The following is a 12,920-nucleotide window of genomic DNA, read 5'->3' on the forward strand; positions in this document are numbered from 1 at the left end:
CTTGGATTATGGGGGTGTGAGAGCATTCTGATGATCTGGGGGTTTCATAAGGGGAAACTCATATGGTGAGAAGTAAAGAAGATGACGCACTGAGTGTGCGGTCATTGATTACTTTTTGTTTAAGCGGTGATGGATGTGCGGAAGCGGGTTTATTGCTGTTTGGATGGGAGTAGGAAGTGACTGTGCATGTGGTGTGAGAAAGAGAAGGGCATTTGGTGGATGCCTTGGCACCAGGAGGCGACGAAGGACGTGGCACACTGCGAAAAGCCATGGGGAGCCGTGAGCAGGCATTGATCCGTGGATATCCGAATGGGGCAACCCCCTCGTAAGAGGATCATATACTGAATTCATAGGTATATGAGGCGAACCCGGGGAACTGAAACATCTCAGTACCTGGAGGAAAAGACATCAACAGAGATTCTGCGAGTAGTGGCGAGCGAAAGCGGAGGAGGCCAGTGCCTTTAATATGAAGTAGAAGAACGGAATGGAAAGTCCGGCCGGAGAGGGTGATAGCCCCGTAATTGAATATCGTATTGAAGGACTTGAGTAGGGCGGGGCACGTGAAACCCTGTCTGAACATGGGGGGACCACCCTCCAAGCCTAAATACTCCCTGGTGACCGATAGTGAACAAGTACCGTGAGGGAAAGGTGAAAAGCACCCCGATAAGGGGAGTGAAAGAGACCTGAAACCAAATGCCTACAAGCAGTCGGAGCCTCATATGGGGTGACGGCGTACCTTTTGTATAATGGGTCAGCGAGTTTCTGTCCGTAGCGAGCTTAAGCCGATAGGTGTAGGCGCAGCGAAAGCGAGTCTGAATAGGGCGACTTAGTTACTGGTAGAAGACCCGAAACCGAGTGATCTAGCCATGGCCAGGCTGAAGGTGCGGTAGCACGTACTGGAGGGCCGAACCCACGCCTGTTGAAAAAGTCGGGGATGAGCTGTGGCTAGGGGTGAAAGGCCAATCAAACTCGGAGATAGCTGGTTCTCCGCGAAATCTATTGAGGTAGAACGTTGCGTATTACCCTCGGGGGTAGAGCACTGGATGGGCTAGGGGGGCCCAAAGCCTTACCAAACCTAACCAAACTCCGAATACCGAAGGAGTAGAGCGCAGCAGACAGACAGTGGGTGCTAAGGTCCATTGTCGAGAGGGAAACAGCCCAGACCACCAGCTAAGGCCCCTAAATCGTGGCTAAGTGGGAAAGGATGTGGGGATTCCAAAACAACCAGGAGGTTGGCTTAGAAGCAGCCATCCTTTAAAGAAAGCGTAATAGCTCACTGGTCTAATAGAAACCCTGCGCCGAAAATGTAACGGGGCTCAAGCCACGTGCCGAAGCTGTGGGTGTATGAATTATCATACGCGGTAGCGGAGCGTTCTGTAAGCCTGCGAAGGAGACGGGGTGACCCTCTCTGGAGGTATCAGAAGCGAGAATGCTGACATAAGTAGCGACAAACAGTGCGAGAAACACTGTCGCCGAAAGTCCAAGGGTTCCTGCGCAAGGTTAATCCCCGCAGGGTGAGCCGGCCCCTAAGGCGAGGGCGAAAGCCGTAGTCGATGGGAACTGGGTAAATATTCCCAGGCCTGCCAGAAGTGACGAATGAGAAATGTTGTATGCTCTTAACGGATTGAGCATGCTTTTGGACCATTCCAGGAAATAGCTCTGGCGAATAGACCGTACCCGAAACCGACACAGGTGGACTGGTAGAGTATACCAAGGCGCTTGAGAGAACGATGCTGAAGGAACTAGGCAAATTGCTCGTGTAACTTCGGGATAAACGAGACCTATATGTGGGCAACCATGTATGGGTGGCACAGACCAGGGGGTAGCGACTGTTTAGTAAAAACACAGGGCTCTGCGAAATCGAAAGATGACGTATAGGGCCTGACGCCTGCCCGGTGCCGGAAGGTTAAGAGGAGATGTGAGAGCATTGAATTGAAGCCCCGGTAAACGGCGGCCGTAACTATAACGGTCCTAAGGTAGCGAAATTCCTTGTCGGGTAAGTTCCGACCTGCACGAATGGCGTAACGACTTCCCCGCTGTCTCCAGCATCGGCTCAGCGAAATTGAACTCCCCGTGAAGATGCGGGGTACCCGCGGTCAGACGGAAAGACCCTATGAACCTTTACTGCAGCTTTGCAGTGGCATCAGGAAAATTCTGTGTAGGATAGGTGGGAGGCATTGAAGCAGTGGCGCCAGTCACTGTGGAGCCGTCCTTGAAATACCACCCTGACTTTTTCTGATGTCTAACCGCGGCCCATAAGCTGGGTCCGGGACCCTGCATGGCAGGCAGTTTGACTGGGGCGGTCGCCTCCTAAAGGATAACGGAGGCGCGCGATGGTGGGCTCAGGTCGGTCGGAAACCGACTGTCGAGTGCAATGGCATAAGCCCGCCTGACTGCGAGAGTGACAGCTCGAGCAGAGACGAAAGTCGGCCATAGTGATCCGGTGGTTCCACGTGGACGGGCCATCGCTCAACGGATAAAAGGTACTCTAGGGATAACAGGCTGATCTCCCCCAAGAGTCCACATCGACGGGGAGGTTTGGCACCTCGATGTCGGCTCATCACATCCTGGGGCTGGAGCAGGTCCCAAGGGTTCGGCTGTTCGCCGATTAAAGTGGTACGTGAGCTGGGTTTAGAACGTCGTGAGACAGTTCGGTCCCTATCTGCCGTGGGTGTAAGAGACTTGAGAGGATTTGTCCCTAGTACGAGAGGACCGGGATGAACGAACCTCTGGTGCACCGGTTGTCACGCCAGTGGCATAGCCGGGTAGCTAAGTTCGGAATGGATAACCGCTGAAAGCATCTAAGCGGGAAACCAGCCTCAAAACTAGGTCTCATAGAGCCGTTCAAGACCAGGACGTTGATAGGTCAGGTGTGTAAGTGAGGTAACTCACTTAGCTAACTGATACTAATCGCTCATATCTCTCACACATCAACACATGCACAGTCATCTCCTACTCACAAAATAACTAAAAAGAAATACTTCTCAATAAGCACTAACCCCCTCACTCTTTACCTTAAGGGTGAGCGGGAAGACCTGGTGGCTATGGCAGGGGGATTAAACCCGATCCCATCCCGAACTCGGCCGTAAAACACCCTAGCGCCTATGATACTGCACCTTAAGGTGCGGAAAAGTCGGTCGCCGCCAGGTCCCCTCGCTCACCCTCATATATACCCCACCAATGCGGGGTGGAGCAGCCCGGTAGCTCGTCAGGCTCATAACCTGAAGGCCGCAGGTTCAAATCCTGCCCCCGCTTCCAAATACATACTCCCATACACTAAAAATAATACCCAAAGATAATCAAAAACGACTTCTTCCAACGGTTGTCACCACCAGCCGCCGCTCCATTACTAAACTGTCCAGCTCCCACTAACGGGTCGTTCTTGCTCAGATTGACCTCAGACCAGATCCGTAATCTATTGGATTTATTATGCCAGTAAATTCCCAGGGTCGCTCTTTGGGAGTTCCTGTAACCACTCTGATCCTTTAAAAATACGTTGTAATCAGCAAAGACGTCCATATCAAAAGGAAATATCTTTCCTGTATCAATGGTGCGGCCAATTTCTACGAAGAATAAATTACCTTTCCCGGCAATGTTATAGGCTGAATCATAGTCTCCAACTGTGACAGTATGTTGTCTGAAGCCTTTTGGATTTTGTGTTCCGATGTCTTGTCTCGCATATAGAAATTTGGAGTGCCAGGGACCATGGGCCCCTTTTAAGCTGAAGGCAAAAGCGCGCCGTAAACCATTATCATGGGTATCAAGATTATGAACTTGCGAGAGCCAGAAAGAGGTTGAAGCAGACAGGCTTCCTTTATCCCATTGTGCCAACTGATATTGAAAGCGGCCAATAAGCATATTGCGTTCTACGTTATGGGTTCCTCCAGGTACAGAATCATCCGAATTAACAATATTGACCGAATAACGGGCACTATCTTTACTCGCACCAAAAGCATTTGGAGCAGCTTGTGGGAAATAGCCTATTTCAAAACTGTAATTTTTTTCCTTATGAGCGTAATCAATGCCAACATTATAAGTTTCTTCCAGTCCAAAGACGAAACCCATACTATTCAAGAATGAAGAGCCAAAATATTGATCTTCAAAGGGAACGGTCAGTATCCCTATTGTGACTTTATCGCGTTTGCTAAGTTTTGCACCGACATAGGCATACATGGGAAAACTGATTTCGCCAGGGTAGTCTTTATAGCCAGATTTTTTCCCATACATGAAGTTACCGCCATAAAGACGATATTGAGTAGACCCGAAAATAACTTTCGAATCATACGTCATGGTGAAAATAAAAGTATCATAGGAGAGATGTTTAGATGTTCTTCTTTGCCCAGTTTTGGGTCCATCTTTATGTACATCATTAAAACGCAGATCATAACGCCCGCGGATTGCGCCGCCGATTTTTAGCTGCCCTGAGGGGATGAGCTCGTGATTAGCTTTTGGCATTTTATCTGCCGCTGCGGGAGGCATATAATCAGGGTCAAATTGGGGAATTGGCTTGGCAATAAAGCCAGGCCATACAATCTGCATGGGGCCTTCAGCTTCTGTTTCACTCTTATTGTCCGCATAAGAGTTACAGGCAAATACTAAAGTACTGCCAATGACAGAAGATACATATAATAATAACTTTTGGGGGCTTGCGTCCTTAATCATAATTAAAACTTACTTAGCAACTCATATTTGCATGAGATCAGATGGATTGCACTTTCTTAAGTACAACCCATCTGACAACGATCTATTGAGACGTCGCATCCAACCAGATTGTCTTGATCTCTGTATATTGATCATGGGCCCAGGCAGATTTATCACGCCCACCAAAGCCGGATTGGTTATATCCGCCAAAGGGGGTTGTAATATCGCCTTCACCGAAACAATTTACAGTAACGACCCCAGCCCGGATTTCACGTGACAGGCGGAGTGCGTGACGCAGACTACCTGTGTAAGAAGAGGCAGCAAGCCCATATTGCGTGTTATTGGCAAGCTTGATCGCTTCATCAATTGTTTCAAATGTTGTGACGCAGAGAACAGGTCCGAAAATTTCCTCCTGAAACAAGAGGCTGTCAGGTCTGACACCATCAATAATAGTTGGCTCAACATAAATATCATTATGCGTTTTGCCACCTGTTACGATCGTTAATTGTTCCTTTTTAGCTTCCTCAAGGAACGATTTTACTTTCTCAAAATGTGTTTTACTGACTAGTGATCCGAGACGGTTTTGAGGATCCAGGGGATCCCCCATTTTCCAGGCATCAAGTTTGTCACACATTTGGTCAAGAAGAGCGTCCTTAATGCTGCTATGGACGATCAGGCGGGAGCTGGCCGAGCAATTTTCGCCCATATTCCAGAAAGCTCCAGCGAGCACCTGTTCAGCAACGCTTTCAATATCAACGATATCATTCATGACCACCGCTGGATTTTTCCCACCACATTCCAGAACGATACGTTTCAGATTGGATTCAGCTGCATAATGCAGGAAACGGCGTCCTGTTGCCGTAGAGCCTGTAAAGCTGACCATTGAAACATCTGGATGGCGCCCAATTGGCTCACCCACTTCTTTCCCGCCACCCGGGACGACATTAAACACACCAGCGGGAATTCCCGCCTGATGAGCCAGCTCAGCTGCTCTGAGGGCTGTTAATGTTGTCTCAAGGGCGGGCTTGACGACGATGGAACACCCAGCTGCAAGAGAGGGACCAATTTTCCACGCCAGCATCAGGAGAGGGAAGTTCCAGGGAAGCACTAATCCGACAACACCGATAGGTTCACGCACGACCATGGCAACAGCGCCTGTTCCGACAGGGGCAGTATTATCATAAATTTTGTCGATTAGCTCAGCATGCCAGCGTATGGTGTGAATGGCCTCTGGGATGTCAGTCAGTTCACACTCACTGACAGGTTTTCCACTATCGAGGCTTTCCATTACGGAAAGTTCGTGAGCGTTTTCTTCAAGTAACTCGACAAAACGCAGGAGAATATTCTTGCGCTCTGTAGGGTGCAGGCGCCACCATCTTCCATCATTGAAAGAGTCCTTGGCAGCTTTTACCGCATCATCAACATCACTGGTATCGCAGGCGGCGATATGGCCGAGGAATTTGCCTGTCGCAGGGTTAATGGTCTCGAACATGTCGCCTGAATTAGCGGGGCGGAAAGCCCCGTTAATAAAAGCCTTATCAGGAAAAGAAAGCTTTTTAGCGATAGCTTCATATTCTGCAGCGGTCAGAAGCGTTGCCATTATTTCTTTCCTCCTGTTACGGCAGCAACATCTTTTTTCAGTTTCTTAACAATAGTTTTAAGCTGTTCTTCTTCAGCTTCTGTAAGAGGTTGCAGCGGTGCCCGGACACCTCCGGGATTAAGGCCAATAAGTTTGCAGCCAGCTTTAATGGACTGGACGAATTTCCCCATTTCCAGGAAATCCATCAGGGGCATCATGGCAGTCATAATTTTGCGTGCCTTATCGAAATCCTTCTCTAAAACGGCAGCTTTATAGAGGGCGATATGTTCATGTGGCAGGAAGTTCGCACCAGCGCAGATCCAGCTCCGTGCACCCCATGCGAAGAACTCGAGTGCCTGATCATCCCATCCACAGGCAAGCTGGATTTGTGGGAATTCGCACGCAAGAAGATGCAGTTGTGAAGGCAGACCGGAGCTTTCCTTGATACCAAGTATGTTCTTTGATTTCTTGGTAACAATGCTCAGAAATTCTTTGCCCATCATGACGCATTGGCGACCGGGATAGTCGTAAAGAATAATGGGAAGGCCCGCAGCCTTGTCAATGGTCAGAACGTGGTGAGCATTTTCTTCCTGTGTGGGCAGGGCATAGGGTGAAGAGCCAATCAGAATGGCATCAGCTTTGATTTCCTTGGCATTTTTGGCAAATATGACGCATTCTTCAGTCCGAATGGAACCAACACCAACAATGAGCTTCGTTCTTTTGCCAATAACTTCTTTGGCGTAAGCAGCAAGATCGAGCCGTTCTTCAATGGTATGAGCGTAATATTCGCCTGTTGATCCTGCAACGACAATCCCGTTAACGCCTGCATCAATCAGGGATTCAAGGACTTCAGCATAAGCTTTTTTGTTGATTTTACTATGTTGGTCCAGAGGAACGATAGCGGGAGGGAAAATACCATCAATGTTCATTTTATAATCTCCAGAAAAACTAGATTGAATTAAAGGTGACAAAAGTGCTGTTTCCTATTTTCATCATGAAAGAGAAGCAGCTTCTTCCAAACTCATTGAGCGGGTTTCAGGGGCGAGCCAATAAGAGATGAGTAGACCCGCAAATGTGATTCCAGCAGCAAAGAGCATGGTATTGCCGATACCAATGGTATGAAGGGCTATGGGGACGAGCCACGTACCAATGGCAGAACTTGAGGAAGCAGCCGCTGACCCAAACCCGACAGCAGAAGCTCTGATTTCCGTAGGGAAAAGCTCATTGGGATAAACAAACTCCAGAACCTGTGCACCTCCTGTCATGACAGCGTAAAAACAGAAGAAAATCAGGATGAACCATGAAGGTGCAGAAGGGAAAATCCCCAGTACCAGTAGTGCGATTCCAGACCAGAGGAAGCTTTGGAGCAGCATGGTCCTGCGGCCGATATGGTTGATCAGTTTTGTGGCACCCCAGCATCCGACCACAAAGGTTGCAGTAATACTGATAGAGCCGATTACAGTCAGGGAACCTGTCAGTTTAAGGCTTTCCAATAAGGCGGGCACAAAGGCATAAACCGCATAGATGGGGATAACAGCGCATGCCCAGAATGCCATGACAAAAAAGATTCTTTTGCCATATCCTGCCTTTACAGCTTCCAAAAGTGAGAGTGCTTTTTTGCCAGATGGTTCTGTCTCTAAATTACGGAGAGAGAAATCATTGCCGTAAACCTGCTTGATGACAGCATCTGCATCTTCGGGACGTTTTTTACTCAGGAGCCAGCGAGCCGATTCAGGAGCACCAGTCCGGAAACATAAAGCGGTAGCAGCGACAAGAGCAGGGCTCGCCAGAACAAAACGCCATGCATAAGCGCTATGAGTGCCTAAAATTAGGTAGCCAACGACATAAGCGAGTGCCGCGCCGAAGAACCACAAAATTGACAACATGGAAACGCGTGAACCACGGTAATCCTTGGGAATGAACTCGACGAGTAGGGAGCCAGCAGCGGTATACTCAATCCCTGAAGCAAGGCCTGAGCAGATGCGCAAGAAGAGCAATGTTGCACCATTATGTACCACAAACATGAGTAGTGAGCAGATAATGATGGCGATAGGAGAGATGAAGTAAAGTCTGCGGCGACCAAAATGGTCTGTCAGCATCCCACCTGTAAAAGCACCCATAAAGAGGCCAATCAGTGCAGCGCCCCCTATGATACCAGACCAGGAATCACTGAGATTCAAGGCCTCCTTGCTTTGCAGGGCTGCCACGCCAATGATGCTCATAACGTAGCCGACCATAAGCCAGCCCAGGCAGACAGATATGGTAAGGCGTTGATGAAATGCGTTGAGGGGCACATCATCAATAGAAACCGGTTTGTTGATATTGGGTTCCATAAAGAACACTCACACTTGACTGACCGGAGGCCGGCCATGAAGGGAAGATGTCTCCCCTCCCCAGATTGTAACAATGGTGAAAATCGTTGTTAAAAATCGTTCTGGGGAGGAAAAACGGGTTTGCTTCTGAAGGCTAACTCTCCAATCCTGCGCGGTAGCCTTCCCACTTCAGGGTGGCATTGACACCGATAGAGAGGAAAGGCTCAGGAGGAAGCTTGTTCGGACCGGGAGAGGCAAGTAGCATTTCAATCAGGTCATTACGTTCACCAGCCAGCCAGTCAGCCAGAAGGGTTCCTGTGGCTGTCCCGCGGGTGATGCCCAGTCCGTTACAGCAAAGAGCGCCATAGACATTAGGGGCAAACTGACCAAAGAAGCTTTCGTGATTTCGTGCCATGGCAAGATAACCACTCCAGCTATGCTCGAACTCTACATTGGCCAGCATAGGGAAGCGACGCAGGAAGGAACGGCGGTGATTTTTGATAAACCGGTCCAGACAATCCGCATTAGGTCTCCCGTTCGGGTTAAAGCTGAAGCTATTACGCATCAGAATGCGGTTATCGACCGTACGACGCACTGTGCTTCCGGCAGGGCTGGCAGGGATAAGGCCCCAATAGGGTTTCCCGCCAAGGCGGCCTTGTTCTTCCTCAGTCAAGGGGCGTGTTAGGCTGCCATAGAGGAAGAGCGGGATCATGGTATGTTTCAGCCGCTCAATGCCAAAATTCTGTCCAAAACCGTTATTGGCGAGAATGAGCTTGTCAGTCACAATATGCCCATTGCGATGGAACAATGTGATCTGTCCTCCATAATCAATGCCGAGGATAGGCGTGTTCTCATATAATGTAACATTTGAGGGCAGCGTATCTGCCAGACCTTTGACCATGGCGGCAGGCTGGATCAGAATTGTGCCGGAAGTATAAAGCGCTCTGCGATAGAAAGCAGTGCCAATATGATCTGGCAGATCTTTCCCTTCAATCATTTCGGCCTCTTCGCCGATTTTTTCCAGACCGCGCTTATAGGCTTCAAGTACAGCCAAGCCCTTATCTTCAATGGCCCCCTGATATTTGCCACAGGCACGTAATTGGCATTCGATGTTATTTTCTTCAACAGTCTGCCGCAGGATCGTCTGACCAGTTCTGTTGAGTTTGAGAATCATTTTAGCGGTGCTTGGGTCGCCAATATAATCCTTGGCACCAACATCATGAGGTAAATCAATAGCGAAACCGGCATTTCGTCCCGCAGTGCCATAGCCGACTTCCTGTGCTTCTATCAGCGCAATTTCGTCTGAAGGAAAATGTTTGGCTAACTGTCGGGCAGCAGCCAAACCGGTTAAACCAGCACCGATAATAGCCCAGCGGGTTTTAATTGTTCCTGACGCAGTTGGGGCAGGTTGTCTATGCTGACTGGTGCGAAACCATCCACAACCAGGGTCATCTGCGGGAAGAGCATCTATTTTGTGCATATGATCTTTCTTTACTGTCTTTCTGGGACAGATAAAGACTCCATGAAAGTGTTCAACGACAAAAACATAAATCCATAAAAATTATTTTATGTAAATAAACGACATTTATTTTGAATTTGCACCAAATTATTGATAAAGATTCATTTTGTATGGATAAATTATTTTAAATATATGCGTATTACGAAAAATTTACTGCAGTAACTAAATATTTATTTCAAATTATGTGTAGTATTTGTTTAAATAGATAAGAAGGTCTTTTAAATATTGTTTTCTATAAATGGAGATTCATTTGGTGGTTTACCTTTCTTTTTAGATAAAAACCCAAACAATACATATTTTTAATATATGAAAACATATATAATTTATTCATCTCGTCATTCTTATTAGGTTGATTGTGGAACGGTTCGTCATGATGGCGATAATAAAATCTTCATGATTAAAGACAGCGTTCAGAAATCTTTACGAAAGGAAAACGTCATCGCTGTTTGCTTTACATTCAATAACTCCCTATAATTCGCCTCGTTTTTTGATAAAGGGGTGTTTCGGCGTTTTTAGGGATGCAGATCACGATGACGTTACCAGAAGGTTTATGCCCCTGCATCTAGGAAGATGCTTTAAGAATTTTTTGGAAATTCCTTCCTTTCATGCAGCATCAATGACGATTCTGTCCTTTGCCCGTAATATCTTTATGGAACCGGGAATCGTAGTGTTCCCGGCTCCACAAAAAATCTGGGTTAAGGAAGGGATTGTGAGTGGTCTTGTCTTTTATTTTAAAATTTGAACTCAAGGGTCTGCATATACATGACACTCTCTTCGGCTCCGACATGTCTCATGCCGTGAGAGAGCAGGATACCTTCAATATCATGCGTCCATGCCCAGTGGGGCGCAAAACTCCATGAAAGCTGGGTATAGGGCATAGCTCCGATAAAGCCACCATGTAAGTTTTCTCGCCAATTATAAATCTTGCCATTACCGCCATAGATGGCGTCCTGAGTGCTCGCACGCCATAGGAAGGGCGCATGCAGCTTCATGTGCAGGGTAGGGGTGATTGTAAAATTGGCGATTGGTCCAATACCAATCAGGTTTGATGAAGTAACAGAGAGGGAAAGATCATTATAATTTGGCAAGGGGACATAAGGAGCTCCAAATGTGCCGACAGCACCATCCTGACTTCGGTCTGATCCACCAGAGAACAGATCTGCCTGGATTCCAAAGCCCGGTTTCCCGGGCCAATCAGGGCGTGTGTATGTTATGCTGCCATTAAGGGCATAGGCACGGACAGCACGGGTCTTTTTCCCAGCTTGTGAGGGACGGAACTCACCGCCCTGGTAAATACCTGTCAGATTAATGCTGAAACGGCCAATATTGCCCCATAAACGTGCGCCTATATTATCCCTGCGGGTAGAGCCTTTTTGCGTCTGGCCAATATTCGCCCCTGCAATTGAAGCGGGTGCACCGTTATAAAGATAGCCCAGAAAAAACACATCAGCGAACATCTGGCTCTTCTGCCCCATGAACTGGAAAGAGGGTAAGGCGGTGGACGTATAGATACCATAAAGGCGATTATTATAACTTGTGCCGTCCCCAAAAACTTTTTTAGGAAGTTTGTTTGTCTGCATGAAATCAAATAGATCAATGCGGAAACGCTTCCAGACAGCATATCCCCGGAAGCCATCCCATGATTGCTGGGCATTTACCAGGTCACGTGCAGATTGTATGCTTGTAGGCGCATCAAGAAAAACTTGCCGTCCGCCAATGACACCCATCTTTGCTCCGAGAAGGTGTCCGGTAACTTCCAGAATTCCTTGTTGCAGGTCTAGTCTTTCGCGCTGTACACCGCTCTGATAGCCATATGTATTAGAGCCACCTGCTACTGCATAGAGAAATTCTGTATAGGCGCGTACATGTTTTCCTAAATGGAGGTCAGCTCCATAAAGATTACGTAATAATACACGACTTGAATTGGTTTTACCGGCAGTACCCATGAGAGGCTGATTTTCAAATATATAGCGGAGACGTTCTTCGCCACTGAAGCTCATCCAGATAGAACCGCTGTCATTGAGTTTGACGTATTTCAGTCTGTTAAACCAATCAGCATCCCGGACATTTTGTGGGGCGTTAGCAAGTGCACTCCAGTCTTCAGCCCAACGGTTCTGGCCATATCCATTCACGGTACCAAAGCCAGACGCTGCATTACCAGCTTCATTAAAAATGCCCCAGTCCCGGTGGTAAAGAGCTCCTTTTACGAGGGCATCCTTATCAGGGGAGGCGATAGCCGGAACCGGGGCAATGGGAGCGAGCGGAATGGCTTCAGGCGCAGCATGGGCCGTGAGGTCGGGTTTGAGACCTGAGAGCAAAGCAAGGCTGCTCACAGCAATCATGACGCTTTTATGGTGACGCAAATAACAAGAAGAGTTTCTCATCAGAGACGCCTTTTAAGAGGATCATTCAGAATGGAGGGAGTGAATCGACCTAATGTCTCTCTGGGGGCTGTACATTTCCCAGTGCGAGGCGGTGGCGACATATAGCTCTGCTTTTCAAGGAAACGCATTTAAGCTGTTTCTGTAATATGAGAGCCTTAAGGTATTTAAAATGATTTGTTTTATGCATTTGAGTGTTTTTTTCTGTCTCCAAAGACAGAAAAGACTCCGTAAGAATTTTTAAATACATAAAACTGAATCCATAGGAATCTTTTTATGTAAATAAGAATCTTATTCTTATTTTTTATTTAGACAGTACTTAAAGACATTCCATATATTTACGATTTTATGCTTGGAATCGTCACAATCTCGGAAATTTTACTTTTAATAACAAAAATTTTACTCATGAAAGATATATTCTTGCATCTTTAATAGGCAGGAAAATCATAATTTTATATTGAAAAATTATTATCTAATTTTTTTGTTTT

6 protein-coding genes, 1 tRNA gene and 2 rRNA genes are annotated in these 12,920 nt (G+C 47.4%); 3 read left to right on the plus strand and 6 right to left on the minus strand.

The genetic code is table 11. The features are described 5' to 3' along the window. Positions 1-191: 191 nt before the first annotated feature. From AC3B6P_RS05220 to AC3B6P_RS05230, 3 genes are all read left to right on the plus strand, one after another. A 23S ribosomal RNA gene (locus AC3B6P_RS05220) occupies positions 192-2,931 on the plus strand. A gap of 103 nt (positions 2,932-3,034) precedes the next feature. Next, positions 3,035-3,149: ribosomal RNA gene (gene rrf, locus AC3B6P_RS05225) — 5S ribosomal RNA — on the plus strand. 32 nt (positions 3,150-3,181) lie between these two features. Beyond that, positions 3,182-3,258: transfer RNA gene (locus tag AC3B6P_RS05230), tRNA-Met, on the plus strand. Between the two features lie 18 nt (positions 3,259-3,276). Here AC3B6P_RS05230 and AC3B6P_RS05235 read toward each other — a convergent pair. From AC3B6P_RS05235 to AC3B6P_RS05260, 6 genes are all read right to left on the minus strand, one after another. Then, a complete protein-coding gene (locus AC3B6P_RS05235) occupies positions 3,277-4,662 on the minus strand; it encodes a hypothetical protein (protein WP_489805050.1) in 1,386 nt (461 codons plus the stop codon). Positions 4,663-4,744: 82 nt separating this feature from the next. Further along, positions 4,745-6,241, minus strand: a complete 1,497-nt coding sequence (locus AC3B6P_RS05240; RefSeq protein ID WP_489805051.1) for an aldehyde dehydrogenase — start codon at positions 6,239-6,241, stop codon at positions 4,745-4,747. Further along, on the minus strand, positions 6,241-7,149 hold the full coding sequence (locus tag AC3B6P_RS05245; RefSeq protein ID WP_489805052.1) for a dihydrodipicolinate synthase family protein: 909 nt from the start codon (positions 7,147-7,149) through the stop codon (positions 6,241-6,243). The genes AC3B6P_RS05240 and AC3B6P_RS05245 overlap by 1 nt, the downstream gene beginning before the upstream one ends. A gap of 63 nt (positions 7,150-7,212) precedes the next feature. Next, complete coding sequence (locus tag AC3B6P_RS05250) at positions 7,213-8,553, minus strand: MFS transporter (RefSeq protein ID WP_489805053.1); 1,341 nt, start codon at positions 8,551-8,553, stop codon at positions 7,213-7,215. 133 nt (positions 8,554-8,686) lie between these two features. Continuing rightward, on the minus strand, positions 8,687-10,012 hold the full coding sequence (locus tag AC3B6P_RS05255; protein WP_489805054.1) for an NAD(P)/FAD-dependent oxidoreductase: 1,326 nt from the start codon (positions 10,010-10,012) through the stop codon (positions 8,687-8,689). 770 nt (positions 10,013-10,782) lie between these two features. Next, positions 10,783-12,435 (minus strand): alginate export family protein, encoded by a 1,653-nt coding sequence (locus AC3B6P_RS05260; protein WP_489805055.1) that lies wholly within the window; start codon positions 12,433-12,435, stop codon positions 10,783-10,785. Positions 12,436-12,920 lie beyond the last annotated feature (485 nt).

The organism is Aristophania sp. ESL1142 (assembly GCF_058107345.1).

Bases quoted from the DNA above. Each gene is read 5' to 3' on its own strand.
- AC3B6P_RS05235 (WP_489805050.1), bottom strand. From the start codon at position 4,662: ATGATTAAGGACGCAAGCCCCCAAAAGTTATTATTATATGTATCTTCT.
- AC3B6P_RS05240 (WP_489805051.1), bottom strand. From the start codon at position 6,241: ATGGCAACGCTTCTGACCGCTGCAGAATATGAAGCTATCGCTAAAAAG.
- AC3B6P_RS05245 (WP_489805052.1), bottom strand. From the start codon at position 7,149: ATGAACATTGATGGTATTTTCCCTCCCGCTATCGTTCCTCTGGACCAA.
- AC3B6P_RS05250 (WP_489805053.1), bottom strand. From the start codon at position 8,553: ATGGAACCCAATATCAACAAACCGGTTTCTATTGATGATGTGCCCCTC.
- AC3B6P_RS05255 (WP_489805054.1), bottom strand. From the start codon at position 10,012: ATGCACAAAATAGATGCTCTTCCCGCAGATGACCCTGGTTGTGGATGG.
- AC3B6P_RS05260 (WP_489805055.1), bottom strand. From the start codon at position 12,435: ATGAGAAACTCTTCTTGTTATTTGCGTCACCATAAAAGCGTCATGATT.